The 18,821-nt window shown below is 46.1% G+C and carries 17 protein-coding genes; 13 read left to right on the forward strand and 4 right to left on the reverse strand.

All coding sequences use genetic code 11. From position 1 onward, the window contains the following. Positions 1–27: 27 nt before the first annotated feature. The 3 genes from mmgD to prpB are packed head-to-tail and all read left to right on the forward strand — an operon-like array spanning position 28 to position 3,508. Complete coding sequence (gene mmgD, locus ACMX2I_RS08965; RefSeq protein ID WP_414956729.1) at positions 28–1,146, forward strand: citrate synthase; 1,119 nt, start codon at positions 28–30, stop codon at positions 1,144–1,146. Between the two features lie 21 nt (positions 1,147–1,167). After that, a complete protein-coding gene (locus ACMX2I_RS08970; RefSeq protein WP_414956730.1) occupies positions 1,168–2,586 on the forward strand; it encodes a bifunctional 2-methylcitrate dehydratase/aconitate hydratase in 1,419 nt (472 codons plus the stop codon). A 16-nt stretch (positions 2,587–2,602) separates the two neighbouring features. After that, positions 2,603–3,508: a methylisocitrate lyase gene (gene prpB, locus ACMX2I_RS08975; RefSeq protein WP_414956731.1), complete on the forward strand. Its 906-nt coding sequence runs from the start codon at positions 2,603–2,605 to the stop codon at positions 3,506–3,508. Positions 3,509–3,551: 43 nt separating this feature from the next. Here the strand turns inward: prpB and ACMX2I_RS08980 are convergent, their stop codons facing one another. Next, on the reverse strand, positions 3,552–3,788 hold the full coding sequence (locus ACMX2I_RS08980; protein WP_087990657.1) for a DUF2627 domain-containing protein: 237 nt from the start codon (positions 3,786–3,788) through the stop codon (positions 3,552–3,554). Positions 3,789–3,939: 151 nt separating this feature from the next. On the opposite strand from ACMX2I_RS08980, the gene ACMX2I_RS08985 reads away from it, so the two are divergent. The 8 genes from ACMX2I_RS08985 to ACMX2I_RS09020 all read left to right on the forward strand — a co-directional run bounded on the left by ACMX2I_RS08985 (position 3,940) and on the right by ACMX2I_RS09020 (position 14,010). Further along, positions 3,940–6,018, forward strand: coding sequence for a sigma 54-interacting transcriptional regulator (locus tag ACMX2I_RS08985; RefSeq protein WP_414956732.1), 2,079 nt, complete (start codon positions 3,940–3,942; stop codon positions 6,016–6,018). A gap of 124 nt (positions 6,019–6,142) precedes the next feature. After that, positions 6,143–7,042, forward strand: a complete 900-nt coding sequence (gene yqiS / locus ACMX2I_RS08990; protein ID WP_414956733.1) for a phosphate butyryltransferase — start codon at positions 6,143–6,145, stop codon at positions 7,040–7,042. 11 nt (positions 7,043–7,053) lie between these two features. After that, entirely contained in the window at positions 7,054–8,148 is a 1,095-nt protein-coding gene (gene bcd, locus ACMX2I_RS08995) for a branched-chain amino acid dehydrogenase (protein WP_414956734.1), read from the forward strand. 18 nt (positions 8,149–8,166) lie between these two features. Continuing rightward, entirely contained in the window at positions 8,167–9,258 is a 1,092-nt protein-coding gene (gene buk, locus ACMX2I_RS09000) for a butyrate kinase (RefSeq protein ID WP_414958316.1), read from the forward strand. Positions 9,259–9,278: 20 nt separating this feature from the next. After that, positions 9,279–10,703: a dihydrolipoyl dehydrogenase gene (gene lpdA, locus ACMX2I_RS09005; protein ID WP_414956735.1), complete on the forward strand. Its 1,425-nt coding sequence runs from the start codon at positions 9,279–9,281 to the stop codon at positions 10,701–10,703. 21 nt (positions 10,704–10,724) lie between these two features. Continuing rightward, positions 10,725–11,717 (forward strand): 3-methyl-2-oxobutanoate dehydrogenase subunit alpha, encoded by a 993-nt coding sequence (gene bfmBAA, locus ACMX2I_RS09010; RefSeq protein ID WP_414956736.1) that lies wholly within the window; start codon positions 10,725–10,727, stop codon positions 11,715–11,717. A 13-nt stretch (positions 11,718–11,730) separates the two neighbouring features. Then, on the forward strand, positions 11,731–12,714 hold the full coding sequence (gene bfmBAB, locus ACMX2I_RS09015; RefSeq protein ID WP_414956737.1) for a 3-methyl-2-oxobutanoate dehydrogenase subunit beta: 984 nt from the start codon (positions 11,731–11,733) through the stop codon (positions 12,712–12,714). Positions 12,715–12,735: 21 nt separating this feature from the next. Further along, positions 12,736–14,010 (forward strand): dihydrolipoamide acetyltransferase family protein, encoded by a 1,275-nt coding sequence (locus ACMX2I_RS09020; RefSeq protein ID WP_414956738.1) that lies wholly within the window; start codon positions 12,736–12,738, stop codon positions 14,008–14,010. A 57-nt stretch (positions 14,011–14,067) separates the two neighbouring features. On the opposite strand, the gene ACMX2I_RS09025 is transcribed toward ACMX2I_RS09020, so the two are convergent. The 3 genes from ACMX2I_RS09025 to ACMX2I_RS09035 form a co-directional block, all read right to left on the reverse strand. Further along, positions 14,068–14,907 carry a MerR family transcriptional regulator gene (locus ACMX2I_RS09025; protein ID WP_414956739.1) on the reverse strand — a complete coding sequence of 280 codons (840 nt, stop codon included), beginning with the start codon at positions 14,905–14,907 and terminating at the stop codon, positions 14,068–14,070. A gap of 71 nt (positions 14,908–14,978) precedes the next feature. Next, positions 14,979–16,148, reverse strand: coding sequence for a multidrug efflux MFS transporter Bmr (bmr, locus tag ACMX2I_RS09030; RefSeq protein WP_414956741.1), 1,170 nt, complete (start codon positions 16,146–16,148; stop codon positions 14,979–14,981). 101 nt (positions 16,149–16,249) lie between these two features. Then, positions 16,250–17,143, reverse strand: coding sequence for a YegS/Rv2252/BmrU family lipid kinase (locus tag ACMX2I_RS09035; protein WP_394715999.1), 894 nt, complete (start codon positions 17,141–17,143; stop codon positions 16,250–16,252). Positions 17,144–17,301: 158 nt separating this feature from the next. Between ACMX2I_RS09035 and brxB the strand changes: the two genes are divergently transcribed. Then, entirely contained in the window at positions 17,302–17,739 is a 438-nt protein-coding gene (gene brxB, locus ACMX2I_RS09040) for a bacilliredoxin BrxB (protein ID WP_087990646.1), read from the forward strand. 267 nt (positions 17,740–18,006) lie between these two features. Further along, on the forward strand, positions 18,007–18,774 hold the full coding sequence (artP, locus tag ACMX2I_RS09045; protein WP_394716000.1) for an arginine ABC transporter substrate-binding protein ArtP: 768 nt from the start codon (positions 18,007–18,009) through the stop codon (positions 18,772–18,774). Positions 18,775–18,821 lie beyond the last annotated feature (47 nt).

Genomic DNA, 18,821 nt, shown 5'->3' on the forward strand with positions numbered 1-18,821 from the left:
CAAAAACGCAAAACGGAGGTTGAGGATATGCAGGAGAAAAAGCATTATTCTCCGGGTTTGGACGGTGTGGTTGCAGCAGAAACTCAAATTTCTTATCTTGACACGCAGTCCAGCCAGATTTTGATACGAGGCTATGATTTAATCGATCTTTCTAAAACAAAAAGCTATCTGGAGCTTGTTCATTTATTGCTGGAGGGCAGGCTGCCGGAAGAAAGTGAAACGGAAACGCTGGAAAGAAACATAAACAGCGCATCAGACCTGCCGGCAGATCATCTCCGTCTCCTTGAACTGCTCCCTGAGCACACTCATCCGATGGATAGTCTGCGGACCGGACTGTCTGCTCTTGCCGGCTATGACCGGCAAATTGATGATCGTTCTCCTTCCGCTAACAAAGAACGCGCCTATCAGCTTCTCGGGAAAATGCCTGTCCTCACTGCTGCCAGCTATAGGATCATCAATAAGAAAGAGCCGATTCTTCCGCTTAAAACCCTATCCTACAGTGCGAATTTTTTATTTATGATGACTGGGAAATTGCCGACCTCACTGGAAGAACGCATTTTTGACCGGTCCCTCATCCTGTACAGTGAACATGAAATGCCGAATTCAACCTTTACCGCCAGAGTCATCGCTTCTACACATTCAGATCTTTATGGCGCTTTGACAGGAGCTGTAGCCTCTCTGAAAGGGAATCTTCACGGAGGAGCAAACGAAGCCGTGATGTATATGCTTTTGGAGGCGAAAACACCGTCCGATTTTAAGCAGCTTCTGCAATCAAAACTGCAAAGAAAAGAAAAAATTATGGGATTCGGCCACCGAGTGTATATGAAAAAAATGGACCCGAGAGCACTCATGATGAAAGAGGCGCTGGAGCAATTATGCGATAAAGCCGGCGACCATCGTTTATATGAGATGTGTGAAGCAGGCGAGCGGCTGATGGAGAAGGAAAAAGGGCTTTACCCGAATTTGGATTACTACGCTGCCCCGGTGTATTGGATGCTCGGCATACCGATACCTTTGTATACGCCTGTCTTTTTCAGTGCGAGAACATCCGGTTTATGCGCCCACGTGATCGAACAGCATTCCAATAACCGTCTCTTTCGTCCACGTGTCAGTTATTTGGGCCCGCGGTATCAGGCCGAATCTTAAATCATGAAAGGAACTGGTAGAATGCTGAAAACGGATCATGTCATTGAAGAAATCACAGACTATGTGCTTGAGAAAGAGATTACAAGCTCCGAGGCGTTTACAACAGCGGGGCATGTGCTGCTGGATACGCTGGGCTGCGGGATTTTGGCGCTCCGGTATCCCGAATGCACCAAGCTGCTCGGCCCGATTGTTCCCGGAACGACTGTGCCGAATGGGAGCAAAGTTCCGGGAACGTCATATGTTCTCGATCCTGTGAGAGCAGCGTTTAATATCGGCTGCATGATTCGCTGGCTCGATTATAACGATACATGGCTGGCGGCGGAGTGGGGGCATCCGTCCGATAATTTGGGAGGGATCCTTGCGGCTGCTGATTATGTATCGAGAGTAAGGCTGTCTGAAGGGAACGAACCTTTATTGGTACGCGACGTACTTGAAATGATGATCAAAGCACATGAAATTCAAGGCGTGCTTGCTTTAGAAAACAGCTTAAACCGAGTTGGCCTTGATCATGTGCTGTTTGTCAAAGTCGCTACAGCCGCTGTTGCAACAAAGCTCTTGGGCGGCGGAAGAGAAGAAATCAAAAATGCGCTTTCAAATGCATGGATTGACAATGCAGCCTTGAGGACATACCGGCATTCACCGAATACCGGTTCGCGCAAATCGTGGGCGGCAGGAGACGCAACGAGCAGAGGAGTTCATTTGGCGCTGATGGCGTTAAAAGGGGAAATGGGCTATCCGACAGCTTTGAGCGCACCGGGGTGGGGCTTCCAAGACGTTTTATTCAATAAACAAGAGATTAAACTTGCCCGCCCGCTCGACGCTTATGTCATGGAAAATGTGTTATTTAAAGTGTCTTATCCTGCGGAATTTCACGCTCAGACAGCGGCAGAGTGCGCCGTCATTCTTCATCCGCAAGTAAAGGGCCGGATTGATGAGATTGACCGTGTTGTCATCAGAACGCATGAATCCGCTATCCGAATCATTGATAAAAAAGGCCCGCTTCACAATCCGGCAGATCGTGACCACTGCCTCCAATACATCGCAGCAATCGGATTGCTTTTTGGTGATATCACCGCGCAGCATTATGAGGCTGAAACAGCGAGTGATCCGAGAATAGATAAACTTCGGGATAAGATGGAAGTGACTGAAAATAAAACATATACCGAGGATTACCTGAAACCCGACAAGCGTTCCATTTCAAATGCAGTTCAAGTTCATTTTAAAGACGGAACGAGTACGGAAATAGTGGAATGTGAATTTCCGCTCGGCCATCGTTTTCGAAGAGACGAGGCAGTGCCGAAGCTGCTGGAAAAGTTTTCTGCCAATCTTAAAACCCATTTCTCTGATAAACAGCAAAAACACATTTATAAGCGCTGTACCAGCTATGAGACATTACAAACGATGCGTGTAAATGAATTCATAGATATGTTTTGCATGTAAAAGGAGGACTTACGTCATGTCGTGGATCGTTAATAAGCAATCGTCACAAGAAGAGCTTGCCGTTCGTTTCCGCAAGCTGATGTCAGCGCCGGACATTTTGCAGATTCCCGGCGCTCATGACGGGATGGCCGCCTTGCTTGCGAAAGAGGCCGGTTTTTCTGCTGTTTATTTGTCTGGTGCGGCATATACAGCCAGCAGGGGGCTCCCTGATTTAGGGATCATCACGTCAACAGAAATAGCTGATCGAGCCAAGGATCTTGTGCGTGCAGCTGATCTGCCTCTTCTTGTTGATATAGATACGGGATTCGGCGGTGTGTTAAATGCCGCCAGAACCGCCCGTGAGATGCTTGAAGCCAGGGTAGCCGCAGTTCAAATAGAAGACCAGCAGCTTCCGAAAAAATGCGGGCATTTAAATGGCAAACAGCTTGTCTCGATAAAGGAAATGGCGCAAAAAATAAAAGCGATCAAACAAGCGGCGCCCACCCTTGTCGTTGTTGCCCGTACTGATGCCAGGGCGCAGGAAGGGCTTGACGCCGCGGTGAAGCGCTCAGTGGCTTACATTGAGGCTGGAGCGGACGCAATTTTTCCGGAAGCGCTTCAGACGGAGAACGAATTCCGCCAGTTTGCTGAACGCATTTCCGTTCCGCTCCTTGCGAATATGACCGAATTTGGGAAAACGCCGTATTATCGTGCCGATGAATTCGAAGCTATGGGGTTTCACATGGTGATATATCCTGTCACATCGCTTCGAGCGGCGGCAAAAGCTTATGCACGGATATTTGATTTGATTAAGGAGCGCGGCTCACAAAAAGAAGGGCTTCATCATATGCAGACACGAAAAGAACTGTACGAGACGATTTCTTATTATGACTATGAAACGTTAGATAAAACGATTGCCAAGACCGTTTTGCCTGACGAATAGTGCGGTCAAAAAAAGCCGGAGTGTTCTCCGGCTTTTTTTGCAGCTATCGTTTTCTGAATCGCGGGCTGACTTGATGGCGTTTTCTGTCCCTGTATAAAACGAACCCTGCCAGCACATAAAGGCCGAACGCAAAAAAGATGAACCCTGACAAACCTTGGAGCCAAAGAGCTGCAAATGGCTTTACACTATGACCGAAAAGTGTATCTCTCATCAGTTTAATGCCTAAAGCGGATATGGCGCCGGGGACGACTAATATCAAAAGCGCAAGAAGTCGGCTCATCCTCAGAAAACCCCTTTATCTTTCATTTTCTTTATTGTCCAGCGGGAAAAATATTTTGTCAAGAGAAGAAAACGTGGTAACATAGGGTTGTGCAAATTATTGCAACGGAATAAATAGGTGTGCAAATTTTTTCATACAAAGGGGTAGCGGGATGCAAAAGGTACTGATTGTAGGTGCCGGCAAAAGGGGAACGGCGTTATTACATATTCTGATCAAAACAGCCATCATAGAGGTCATTGCCGTAGTTGACAAAGACCCCGAGGCGCCGGGATTGAAAGAAGCAGAACAGTATGGGATTGCCGTTTCATCTGATTGGAAACCTTACATACAACTAAAACCGGATATCGTCATTCATACCACCGGCGATCAAGCCGTGTTTGACGAACTTCTTCAAGAAAAGCATGAAGAGACCATTATTATGCCGGGAAAAATGGCGTACATCGTTTTTCAGCTGATGGAAGAAAAGCAGCACCTGATTCAAATGCTGAAAGAGCAAACATACAAACACGACCGAATTTTTAATTCTACCCATGACGGGATGATTTTTATTGATATCAATGAAGAAATCATTCTCTTTAACCATATGGCCGAAAAAATGGTCGGGAAAAAACGCGAGGAAGTCATCGGACGCCCGATAAAAGAAGTCATTCCGAGCACGAAGTTGCCGCGGATTTTAAAAACAAGAGTGCCTGAATACAACCAGAAGCAGCTTTTGGGCGATCATTTGCAAATTGTGACGACGAGGCTGCCGATTATTGATGAAGGCGGACGTTTGCTCGGGGCGCTTTGTGTGTTTAAAGATATCACCGATGCTGTTGAGCTGGCAGAGGAAGTGACAAACTTAAAGCAGGTCCGTACGATGCTGGAGGCGATTATTCAATCCTCCGATGAGGCGATTTCTGTCGTTGATGAAAACGGCATCGGACTCCTGATTAATAAAGCGTATACGAAAATGACAGGGCTCTCGGAAAAAGAAGTCATCGGCAAGCCTGCCAACACTGATATTTCTGAAGGCGAAAGCATGCATTTAAAGGTGCTTGAAACGAGACGCCCTGTCCGCGGTGTCAGAATGAAGGTCGGCCCGAATGAAAAAGAGGTCATCGTCAATGTAGCGCCGGTGATTGTAGACGGGATTTTGAAAGGCAGTGTCGGTGTGATTCACGACGTGACCGAAATTAAAATGCTGACAGCGGAGCTTAACCGGGCCAGACAAATCATTCGTACACTTGAGGCGAAATACACGTTTGACGACATTATCGGCAAAAGCGAGCAAATGCTGGTTGCGCTTGAGCAGGCCAAGCTCGGGGCGAAAACGCCGGCAACCATTTTGCTGCGCGGGGAATCAGGAACAGGAAAAGAACTGTTCGCCCATGCCATCCATAACGAAAGTGACCGGAAGTACAATAAATTTATTCGGGTGAATTGTGCTGCCCTTTCTGAAAACCTGCTCGAATCAGAATTGTTCGGTTATGAGGATGGTGCGTTTTCAGGAGCGAAGCGTGGCGGTAAAAAGGGTTTATTTGAAGAAGCCAATAACGGAAGTATTTTCTTAGATGAAATCGGCGAACTGACACAAAATATGCAGGCGAAATTGCTCCGCGTCCTTCAAGAAAAGGAAATCGTCAGAGTGGGCGGTACGAAGGCGATCCCTGTCAACGTCAGAGTGATCGCGGCGACAAATGTAAATATCGAAAAGGCGATGGCGGATGGTGCGTTCCGTGAAGACTTGTATTACCGGATCAACCGCTACCCCATCTCCATCCCGCCATTGCGGCAGCGGCTGGAAGACATTGAGGCACTAAGCGTCAGGCTTATCCAAAAGATTAACCGGGATTACGGCAGGAATGTAAAGGGTCTCTCGCAGCAAGCTTTGCGTGTTTTATCCGCTTATCATTGGCCGGGGAATGTCCGCGAATTGGAAAATGTCCTAGGACGAGCCATGATTTTTCTGAATCCGCATATGGAATGGATTGAAAAAGATCACTTGCCTGTATTCGAAGTTGAACAAAAAGAAAGCGACCCAGAACAAGGGGCAAGTTTTGATTTTCCGAATATTGAAGGCGAGAAGCTGTCTGTTGCAGTAGAAAAATTTGAAGCGCATTTGATCCAGCAAACGCTCGAGAAGCATCATTATAACCGGACAAAAACAGCGAAAGCCCTCGGAGTCAGCATACGGAATTTATATTACAAAATGGATAAATATGGCCTTGCAAATGAAGGCATGCAATAATTTGCAGAATAAACGCAAACATCTGCACGAATTTTTCAAAGCATCCGTTATGACAGCATGGCGAAGAGCTGGCATGGAACTTGCATAATAAAAGGCGGAGTCGAAACAAGAAGGGTGGTAACAGATGAAGCTGAAAGATTTGATCGGTAAAGCGTCGATGTACAAAAACAAGACTATTGCGGTTGCTCATGCTGAGGATGAGGAAGTGATCCGGGCTGTAAAGCTGGCAGCCGAGCACCTATCTGCCCGTTTTTTGTTAGTGGGCGACAGCAAAAAACTGAACGATCTGACATCATCTATGCAAGGGAATCAAGTGGAAATCGTTCATGCGGATACGCCTGAGGAATCGGCAAAATTAGCGGTTCGTGCTGTGCATCATAAAACAGCGGATGTGTTAATGAAAGGGGATGTGCCGACTTCTGTTTTGCTTAAAGCGGTATTGAACAGACAGGAGGGGCTTCGGTCATCCAATGTCCTTTCTCATGTCGCTGTGTTTGATATACCGGACTTTGACAGGCTGATGTTTGTGACAGATTCGGCAATGAACATCGCTCCATCACTGGAAGAGCTCCGGCAGATCCTGCAAAATGCGGTTCATGTAGCCCGTGCAATAGGGAACAATATGCCAAAAGCAGCTGCTCTGGCAGCGGTCGAAACGGTAAACCCGAAAATGGAAGCGACAGTAAATGCAGCTGCTCTTGCTCAAATGTGCAAAAGAGGCCAGATCAAAGGCTGTATTGTTGATGGGCCGTTTGCTTTGGATAACGCAGTCTCGCAAATTGCCGCGGCCCAGAAAAAGATTTCGGGAGACGTAGCGGGCAGCGCTGATATCCTTCTCGTCCCAACAATTGAGGCCGGCAATATTTTATATAAATCACTGATTTATTTTGCGAAGGCCAGCGTGGCGGCTGTCATTACGGGGGCAAAAGCGCCGATTGCCTTAACGAGCAGAGCGGACTCCGCTGAAAATAAACTGTATTCCATTGCGCTCGCGATATGCGCATCAGAAGAATACACACATTAGGAGGAACGAACATGGAACTTTTTAAATATATGGAGAAATACGATTACGAACAATTGGTATTTTGCCAAGATGAACAATCCGGCTTAAAAGCGATTATCGCGATTCATGATACAACGCTCGGTCCGGCACTTGGCGGAACGAGAATGTGGACGTATGAAAATGAAGAAGCGGCGATTGAAGACGCGCTCAGGCTGGCGAGAGGCATGACCTATAAAAACGCGGCGGCAGGCTTAAACCTTGGCGGCGGAAAAACAGTGATTATCGGTGATCCCCGCAAAGATAAAAATGAGGAAATGTTCCGCGCGTTTGGCCGCTATATTCAAGGTTTGAACGGCAGGTATATTACAGCTGAAGATGTGGGCACAACGGTTGAGGATATGGACATCATTCATGATGAAACAGACTATGTCACAGGGATTTCTCCTGCTTTCGGATCTTCAGGAAATCCATCCCCAGTTACGGCTTACGGCGTATACAGAGGTATGAAAGCTGCTGCTAAAGCTGCTTTCGGTACTGACTCTCTCGAAGGAAAAACCATCGCTGTACAGGGTGTAGGGAACGTAGCCTATAACCTATGCCGCCACCTTCATGAGGAAGGGGCAAACTTAATCGTGACGGATATCAATAAACAATCAGTACAGCGCGCAGTTGCAGATTTTGGCGCCCGTGCGGTTGATCCGGATGAGATTTATTCACAAGACTGCGATATTTATGCGCCGTGTGCACTCGGTGCGACAATCAACGACGACACCATTAAACAGCTGAAGGCGAAAGTCATCGCGGGTGCGGCCAACAACCAATTAAAAGAAACACGCCATGGCGATCAAATTCACGAAATGGGCATTGTTTACGCGCCGGATTATGTCATTAACGCGGGCGGCGTCATCAACGTGGCAGATGAGCTTTACGGCTATAATGCAGAACGCGCATTGAAGAAAGTTGAAGGCATTTACGGCAATATTGAGCGTGTACTTGAAATTTCTCAGCGTGATGGCATTCCGACGTATTTAGCGGCTGACCGCTTGGCAGAGGAACGGATTGATCGCATGCGCCGCTCGAGAAGCCAGTTTTTGCAAAACGGCCATAGTGTATTAAGCAGACGTTAAGAAATTGATCTGGAGGTTATCAAAGTGTTACATGATGAAAAACGCATTCTCACTATTAATCCAGGCTCAACTTCAACCAAAATCGGTGTTTTTCATAACGAACGAGGCATTTTCGAAAAAACATTGAGACACAACATAGAAGAGCTGCAGCGATTTGACCATATTATTGATCAGTATGAATTTCGCAAAAAACAGATTCTCGAAACGCTTCATGAACAGGGAATCAATATTTCAAAGTTTGATGCAGTCTGCGCCAGAGGCGGTCTTCTCCGGCCGATTGAAGGCGGAACGTATGAAGTGAATGATGACATGATTGAGGACTTGAAAAGCGGCTACGCCGGCCAGCATGCTTCGAATCTCGGCGGCATTATCGCGCGGGAAATCGCTGACGGGCTGAATATCCCTTCATATATCGTCGATCCTGTTGTCGTAGATGAAATGTCAGTGCTCGCAAAAATCTCAGGCATGCCTGAGATTGAACGGAAAAGCATTTTTCATGCGTTAAATCAAAAAGCTGTCGCCCGTAAGGCGGCAGCCTCTCTCGGCAAACGATATGAGAACATGAAAATGATTGTTACCCATATGGGCGGCGGTATTACAATAGGCGTCCATGACTGCGGGCGGGTGGTCGATGTCAATAACGGCCTTCACGGAGAGGGGCCATTCAGCCCTGAACGTGCAGGGACAGTGCCTGCGGGGGATCTTGTCGATTTATGTTTTTCAGGACAGTATACAAAAGAAGAAATCATGAAAAAACTGGTGGGCACCGGCGGGCTTTTGGGCTATCTCGGTACGAATGACGCAGTAAAAGTGGAACAGATGATTCAAGGGGGCGATGAAAAAGCCCGCCTCGTTTTTGATGCCATGGCGTATCAGGTAGCGAAGGAAATCGGGGCAGCCAGCGCGGCCTTAAAAGGCGAAGTGGAAGCGATTGTGCTGACGGGCGGCTTGGCATACGGCAAAAGCTTTGTTTCCAGTATCAGCTCATACATAGATTGGATTTCAGACGTTTTAGTCTATCCGGGAGAAAATGAACTGCAGTCTCTGGCCCAAGGGGCGCTCAGGGTATTGCTGGGCGAAGAGCTATCCAAACAATATCGTATTGAATAGACAGACAGGAGTGAGTCACCATGGCAACTGAGTATGACGTAGTCATTTTGGGCGGCGGTACCGGCGGTTATGTTGCGGCGATTAGAGCCGCTCAGCTTGGCTTAAAGACAGCCGTTGTGGAAAAGGAAAAACTCGGGGGAACATGTCTGCATAAAGGCTGTATCCCGAGTAAAGCGCTGCTTAGAAGCGCAGAGGTATACCGAACAGCTCGTGAATCCGATCAATTCGGAGTAGAAACGGCAGGCGTGTCCCTCAACTTTGAAAAAGTGCAGCGGCGCAAGCAAGCTGTTGTTGATAAGCTTGCAGCCGGTGTGAATCATTTAATGAAAAAAGGAAAAATCGACGTGTTCAACGGATATGGCCGTATCCTCGGACCGTCAATCTTCTCTCCGATGCCGGGAACAATTTCTGTTGAACGGGGAAATGGCGAAGAAAATGACATGCTGATTCCGAAGCAAGTCATCATTGCAACAGGATCAAGACCGAGAATGCTTCCGGGTTTGGAAGCGGACGGAAAGTCTGTATTGACATCGGATGAGGCACTCCAAATGGAGGAGCTGCCAAAATCGATCATCATCGTCGGCGGCGGCGTGATCGGTATCGAATGGGCGTCTATGCTTCATGATTTTGGCGTGAAGGTAACGGTTATTGAATACGCAGACCGCATATTGCCGACTGAGGATCAAGACATTTCAACAGAAATGGAAAGTCTTCTTAAGAAAAAAGGCATTCAGTTCGTGACAGGGGCAAAAGTGCTGCCTGACACAATGACAAAAACGGCGGGTGACATCAGCATACAAGCGGAAAAAGACGGAGAAACCGTCACTTACTCTGCTGAAAAAATGCTAGTTTCCATCGGCAGACAGGCAAATATCGAAGGCATCGGCATAGAAAACACCGATATTGTCACTGAAAAAGGCTTCATTTCAGTCAATGAAAGCTGCCAAACGAAGGAATCTCATATTTATGCAATCGGGGACGTAATCGGAGGTCTTCAATTAGCTCACGTCGCATCGCATGAAGGAATCATTGCTGTTGAGCATATTGCTGGACTCAATCCGCATCCGCTTGATCCAACGCTTGTACCGAAGTGCATCTACTCAAGCCCTGAAGCTGCCAGTGTAGGTTTAACCGAAGAAGAAGCGAAGGCGAACGGGCATAATGTCAAGATCGGCAAGTTCCCATTTATGGCAATTGGAAAAGCGCTTGTATACGGAGAAAGCGATGGATTTGTAAAAATCGTAGCGGATCGTGACACGGATGATATTCTCGGCGTGCATATGATCGGCCCGCACGTCACCGACATGATTTCAGAAGCGGGTCTTGCCAGAGTGCTGGACGCAACGCCGTGGGAGGTCGGGCAAACAATTCACCCGCACCCGACGCTTTCTGAAGCGATTGGAGAAGCAGCGCTTGCCGCAGACGGCAAAGCCATTCATTTTTAAAAGCATAAAGGAGGGGCTTGAATGAGTACGAACCGACATCAAGCACTAGGGCTGACTGATCAGGAAGCCGTTGATATGTATAGAACCATGCTGTTAGCAAGAAAAATCGATGAAAGAATGTGGCTGTTAAACCGTTCTGGAAAAATTCCATTCGTAATCTCTTGTCAAGGACAGGAAGCAGCGCAGGTAGGGGCGGCTTTTGCTCTTGACCGTGAAATGGATTATGTACTGCCGTACTACAGAGACATGGGTGTTGTGCTCGCATTTGGCATGACAGCAAAAGACTTAATGATGTCCGGGTTTGCCAAAGCTGCAGATCCAAACTCAGGAGGCCGCCAGATGCCGGGACATTTCGGTCAAAAGGAAAACCGGATCGTGACAGGATCGTCTCCAGTTACAACGCAAGTGCCGCACGCGGTCGGCATTGCGCTTGCGGGGCGTATGGAGAAAAAGGATGTTGCGGCCTTTGTTACATTTGGTGAAGGCTCTTCAAATCAAGGCGATTTCCATGAAGGGGCAAACTTTGCCGCTGTCCATAAGTTGCCGGTTATTTTCATGTGTGAAAATAACAAATACGCAATCTCTGTGCCTTACGATAAGCAAGTCGCATGTGAGAACATTTCCGACCGTGCCGTAGGCTATGGAATGCCTGGCGTAACCGTGAATGGAAATGATCCGCTGGAGGTTTATCAAGCGGTCAAAGAAGCACGCGAACGGGCGCGCAGAGGAGAAGGCCCGACATTAATTGAAACAATTTCTTACCGCCTTACACCGCATTCCAGTGATGACGATGACAGCAGTTACAGAGGCCGTGAAGAAGTAGAGGAAGCGAAAAAAAGCGATCCCCTGCTTACTTATCAAGCTTACTTAAAGGAAACAGGCCTGCTGTCCGATGAGATAGAACAAACCATGCTGGATGAAATGATGGCCATCATAAACGAAGCGACGGATGAAGCGGAGAACGCCCCTTATGCAGCTCCTGAGTCAGCGCTTGATTATGTGTATGCGAAGTAGGGAGGAAGAACAAATGTCAGTAATGTCATATATTGATGCAATCAATTTGGCGATGAAAGAAGAAATGGAACGAGACCCTCGCGTTTTCGTCCTTGGGGAAGATGTAGGGAGAAAAGGCGGTGTATTTAAAGCGACAGCCGGCCTCTACGAACAATTTGGAGAAGAGCGTGTGATGGATACGCCGCTTGCTGAATCTGCGATTGCCGGAGTCGGCATCGGAGCGGCTATGTACGGGATGAGACCAATTGCTGAAATGCAGTTTGCTGATTTTATTATGCCGGCGGTCAACCAAATTATTTCTGAAGCGGCTAAAATCCGCTACCGCAGCAACAATGACTGGAGCTGTCCGATTGTCGTCAGAGCGCCATACGGCGGAGGCGTGCACGGGGCCCTTTATCATTCTCAATCAGTCGAAGCGATTTTTGCCAATCAGCCCGGACTGAAAATTGTCATGCCATCAACGCCATATGACGCGAAAGGACTTTTAAAAGCCGCGGTTCGTGATGAAGATCCGGTGCTGTTTTTTGAGCACAAACGCGCGTACCGTCTGATAAAAGGTGAGGTTCCGGCAGACGATTATGTCCTGCCAATCGGCAAGGCTGATGTTAAACGGGAAGGCGACGACATCACAGTGATCACATATGGCCTGTGTGTCCACTTCGCGTTACAGGCTGCAGAGCGTCTCGAAAAAGATGGAATTTCAGTGCATGTAGTAGATTTAAGAACGGTTTATCCGCTTGATAAAGAAGCAATCATTGAAGCCGGATCCAAAACCGGTAAGGTGCTTTTGGTTACAGAAGATACAAAAGAAGGCAGCATCATGAGTGAGGTGGCCGCAATTATATCTGAGCATTGTCTCTTCGACTTAGACGCGCCGATTAAACGGCTTGCGGGTCCTGATATTCCGGCTATGCCTTATGCGCCGACAATGGAAAAATACTTTATGCTCAACCCTGATAAAGTGGAAGCGGCGATGAGAGAGTTAGCGGAGTTTTAAAGACGTAAGGAGGACACAATCATGGCAATTGAACAAATGACGATGCCGCAGCTTGGAGAAAGCGTGACGGAAGGGACGATCAGCAAATGGCTAATTGCCCCCGGTGATAAAGTAAACAAATACGATCCGATAGCGGAAGTCATGACAGATAAGGTCAATGCAGAGGTTCCATCTTCTTTTACCGGTACGATAACAGAACTTGTGGGAGAAGAAGGCCAGACTCTGCAAGTCGGGGAAATCATTTGCAAAATCGAAATAGAAGGCGTGAATCCGTCTGAACAAAAACAAGAGCAGCCAGAGGCACCAGAAGCCGCTGAAACACCTGTTGCAGAAAGCCGATCCGAAGCAGACAACCAGCCCAATAAAAAGCGCTACTCGCCAGCTGTACTCCGTTTGGCCGGAGAGCACGGCATTGATCTTGATCAAGTGACAGGATCAGGTGCAGGCGGACGCATTACGCGAAAAGATATTCAGCGCATCATTGAAACAGGCGGTGTGCAAGAACGGGCTGAGGAGCCGAAAACAGCAGCTCCCGCACAAGAGTCTGCACCACAACCAGAGCCGAAGGGCGAGATTTCATATCCTGCGTCTGCATCGGGAGATAAAGAAATCCCTGTCACAGCTGTAAGAAAAGCAATTGCTTCCAATATGAAACGCAGCAAAACAGAAATTCCGCATGCTTGGACGATGATGGAAGTCGACGTCACAAATATGGTGGAATATCGCAACAGTATAAAAGATTCATTCAAGCAGACAGAAGGCTTTAATATAACGTTCTTCGCCTTTTTTGTAAAAGCGGTCGCCCAGGCGTTAAAAGAATTCCCGCAAATGAATAGCATGTGGGCGGGAGACAAAATCATTCAGAAAAAAGATATCAATATTTCAATCGCTGTTGCCACAGAGGATTCTTTATTTGTTCCGGTGATTAAAAACGCTGATGAAAAGACAATTAAAGGCATTGCGAGAGAAATTAACGGCCTTGCTAAAAAAGTGAGAGAGGGAAAACTATCAGCAGATGACATGCAGGGAGGGACGTTTACCGTCAACAATACAGGCTCGTTCGGATCTGTTCAGTCGATGGGTATCATCAATTACCCTCAAGCTGCGATTCTTCAAGTGGAATCCATCGTCAAGCGCCCGGTTGTCATGGATCATGGCATGATTGCTGTCAGAGACATGGTCAATCTGTGCCTGTCCTTGGATCACAGAGTGCTTGACGGCCTTGTGTGCGGACGATTCCTCGGACGAGTAAAACAAATTTTAGAATCGATTGACGAGAAAACATCTGTTTACTAATAAGCAGAAAGAGCATTTTTTGATACATAACTTCAAAAAATGCTCTTTTTTTATGCATCATGACTCAGCAATTCTGATTTTCATTTCGACCCGGTATTCCTCTTGTTTTTTCGGCGAGTAATGAATCGGTATGATTAACTCGTAAACATCACTGGCAACTGTTAATTGGCGGTCTATGATATACTTGATAAGCTTCTGTAAGTTGAGAAAATAATGCTCAGGTGAAAAATGATACGCGATGCAAACATATCTGCCTTTAGGGATCGTTGTGATTTCCATATCCTGCGTAACGGCGGATATTTGTTTATTCGTCAATACAGGCGTAAAGATATGGCGGTAAGTCATTTCATCAATACTGGTGTACGGGAGAAACGAGAAAGTGGCACCGTAGCTATTGTTCGCAAATCCATCTGCTGATTCGATAAATGTTTTTAATTTGCTGTAGGAGGCGTTGAGCACGTTTTCAGGTCCGACTCCCTCTGCCTCTGTCTGAATGATGCGTGTTTCTTCTTCATCTAAAACAAACACCTCCCCGAGCGCAGGGTATTCTATCTGCCGTTTCATCCGCTTTTTCACCAGTGAAATGGTTTCTTCCAATGCTGATAAAAACTCCAATTTCTCCCTGATTTGCTTCTCCTGCTCTGTATAAAAAGCAAACAGTTCTTCCATCTCTAAGTCTTGTGCCTTTTTCATCTCTTCTAAAGGTGTGCCGATATATTTCAATGATTTGATAAGATCCAGATGATAAAGCTGGGAATCTGTATAATAGCGGTAGCTTGTATCCGGGTCGACATAGGCGGGTTTAAATAAATCAATTTTATCGTAATAACGGAGCGCTTTAATCGACACGTTTGCCAGTTTTGATACTTCTCCAATTGAGTAATACGATTCCTTCATGCCATCACTCCTTCTATATCAGTATAATGAAAAAGCGCACTCTTTGCAGTATACAAAGAATACGCTTTTTATCACGTGCTGGCTTTAATATGTGCAGGCGCTTTCCAAGCAATGGTCAGCGCAATGCCTATGGCTAAAGTTACCGTTGCAAAGTAGAATGGATAGTTTACATCAATATCGAACAGCATTCCGCCGATAATAGGTCCGAATACATTGCCTATACTTGTAAACATTGAGTTCATACCGCCGGCAAATCCCTGTTCATTTCCCGCAATTTTTGACAGATAAGTCGTTACCGCCGGTCTCATGAGGTCAAATCCGACAAATACGGTGACAGTAACCAGCAGAATCGAAAAATAAGAATTCACGATTGTCAGCAAGAAGACCAGACTCGTTGAGATGATTAAGCTATATCGAATCAAATGGATTTCGCCAAACCACCTTGTAAAACGGTCGAATAAGACGACTTGCGTAATGGCGCCTACAATCGCACCTCCTGTAATCATAATGGCAATGTCGCTGGCCGTAAATCCAAATTTATGATCAACGAATAACGCAAATAACGATTCAAATGACGCTAAGCCAAAAGACGAAATCAAAATGATGAGAAAAGCAATGAAATACATGGGGGCAAAAATCCGTTTGAATCCCGTCTTCTGCCCTTTTATGTCCTGATTCTCATGGTTTCGTTCAGGCTCGCGCAGCGTAAGCATTGATAAAATGGCTGCTAACAATGCAAAGGCTGCCGCAAAGAAAAAAGGCAGACGGGAATGAATTTCCGCTAAAAATCCCCCGATACCTGGGCCGATGATAAAGCCTGTTGAAATAGCGGCTGACATATAACCAAGCGCTTTCGGCCGTGTTTTAATGGTTGTGATATCTGCGATAAAAGCCGTGACCCCGGGCATAATGAAGGCGGCGCTGATCCCGCCAAGCATGCGGGAGATAAATAACATCTCAACTGTTTTTCCGATGCCGAATAAAAACTCCGAAACACTAAAGAAAAACAGACCGATCACGATCATGATTTTACGTCCGAAGCGGTCAACCCATCGTCCGCCTATTGGTGAAACAATAAGCTGTGTAACAGCGAAGCACGCAACCATATAGCCGACTGCGGTTCCCGATAAATGCAATTCATTCATAATGGTAGGCGTTACCGGAATCACCAGCCCGATCCCCAAAAAAGCAATAAATAAATTAGTTAATAATATCGTTAAGGTCATATTTTGTTTCTTCATGTGACTTCCCCTTTTTCGAAAGTGTATCTCCTATACTGTAAGGCCTCCTCTTAGGGGAGAGTCAACGGATTTACATCATCTTTCTAACAGTGTTCAGATCCTTATTCACTGCACGGGACAAGCATTTCAATGTGCTGCGGCAGGACTTGAATCACTGCGGGCGTATGAGTATAGACTTCTCCATCTGTATCCGCCTTTTGGGCGGTGTCTGTTTCAATTTCGATCCGGGAGGCTTGGATATAGGACAGCTCTCCGGCAAACCGGTCAATTGTGCCCTGTTCCATGCTCATCAGCTCCCGCAATGCGGAGAGGTTGGTGCTGCGGCAAATGAGGATATCGAGTAAGCCGTCTTCTATACTGGCATTCGGCAGGGGAATTCGGTTCGTTCCAATGTATTGTCCGTTCATCACAAGCAGCATAACTGCGTCTTCTTTTATTTCTTTTCCATCAATTTTTAATGTCATCGGGAACGATTCAGCAGCTGAGACGGTTTTTAATGCACTTGTAAAATAGCTGATTTTTCCAAATAATGCTTTGGCCGTTTCGTTGATTTGATTCGACGTTTCTGTAATCAGGCCGATTCCCCAGAAATTTAAAAAATAATGCTTGTTCATTTGACATACATCTACGCTCGTTTTTGTTCCTGACAGAAGTGCTTCCGCCGCTTTTGCGAGATTTTGAGGGATGCCCAGCACTCTTGAAAAGTCATTGCACGTGCCGCCGGGCAAAATTCCGACAGCGGGTTTTCTTTCTAAAGCGCTGATGCCGTTAATGCATTGATGGACTGTGCCATCGCCGCCGAGAATAAAGACGGTGTCGACAGAACCATCAATGGATTGGCAAAAATGAAACGCATCATCCTTATTCTTTGTTTGTCTAATGATCACCTCATCTAAATGTTGTGATAAGACCGGCACCACAGCTCCTAATGCTTTTTCTATATGTTTGTTGCCGGCATTTCCGTTATGAATCAGTAATGCTTTCCGATGGCTCATACAAAACTGCTCCTTTATTTTATATCTGGTTATATCATCCCCTTTTTCTGTAAGCTGTAAACAAATAGAAAAAAGTGTACGGCCAAGCAATGTCATTTGCCGATATAGACGTTTCCTTGCTATGATAAGAACAGATGATAAAAAAGGAGAGGTCTTCATTGAACATGGACTTTAATTTATTTATGAATGATATTGTCCGCCAAGCGAGACAAGAAATTACAGCTGCCGGATACACTGAGCTGAAAACAGCTGAAGAGGTGGATGAGACACTTGCGAAAAAAGGAACGACGTTAGTCATGGTAAACTCTGTTTGCGGATGTGCCGGAGGAATTGCAAGACCGGCCGCATACCATTCCGTTCACTATGATAAAAGACCTGATCACCTCGTTACCGTCTTTGCCGGACAGGATAAAGAAGCGACAGCGCGAGCGCGTGACTATTTTGAAGGATATCCGCCATCTTCCCCATCCTTTGCGATTTTGAAAGACGGAAAAATCATGAAAATGGTCGAGCGCCATGAAATTGAAGGCCATGAGCCGATGGCAGTTGTGGCAAAGCTGCAAGAAGCCTTTGAAGAATATTGTGAAGAAGTATAAGACGAACAACCCGGGTGCCTAAGTGGCTCGGGTTTTTTTATGCATAAAATGCCCTGAAGATATGAATAATTATTAAGGGATTATTCAATTAGATTATACAGTGAATCTATTTTCCTTAAGTAATATCAAAAAGATATCGTTGGAAAAATAAGCTTAAAGATAATTTTTAAAAATAGTATTGCATAAAAATAAGAAACTGTTTAAAATACAAATTAACGAATAAATATTCAAACTCACTAAAAGTAATGAATATGGGGGAAATGGATCATGAAAAAATGGCTCTTATTACTTGTAGCTGCCTGCATCACTTTAGCGCTATCCGCTTGCGGTTCAAGCAATTCAGGTTCAGAAGGCGGCAAGAAAAAATTAGTTATGGGTACTTCGGCGGATTACAAACCGTTTGAATATAAAGAAGGCGATCAAATTGTCGGCTTTGATGTAGATTTGGCAAAAGCGCTGGCGAAGAAGACGGGCTACGAAATTGAAGTGCAGGATATGGACTTCAACAGCTTAATCACAGCACTGAAATCAAAACAGGTGGATCTGGTTCTGTCAGGAATGACTCCGACGCCTGATCGTAAAAAACAAGTTGATTTTTCCGATGTGTACTATACAGCGAACCATATGATTGTCAGCAAAAAAGACAGCGGCATTACATCTCTGAAAGACCTGAAAGGAAAAACAGTCGGCGTTCAGCTTGGCTCTATTCAGGAAGAGAAGGGGAAAGAGCTTTCTCCGGAATATGGCTTTAAAACAGAAGACCGCAACAGAATTTCTGATTTGGTGCAGGAAATCAAATCAGACCGCTTTGAAGCCGCGATTATCGAAGACATGGTAGCAGAAGGGTATTTCAAGTCAAACGACGACCTGCAAGGCTTCGTGATTCCTGATGCCAAAGCGGAGGAAGCCGGTTCAGCGATTGCTTTCAGAAAGGACAGTGAACTGACAGACAAATTCAATAAAGCGCTCAAGGAAATGGAAGATAACGGAGAGCTTGAGAAATTGAAGAAAAAATGGTTCACTGGCGAGAAGTAAGAAAAGCGGCTCAACTTTTTCGTTGAGCCTTTTTATTGAATAGGAAA

Source organism: Bacillus sp. SW14 (genome assembly GCF_047608225.1).
GTDB lineage: Bacteria > Bacillota > Bacilli > Bacillales > Bacillaceae > Bacillus > Bacillus subtilis_G.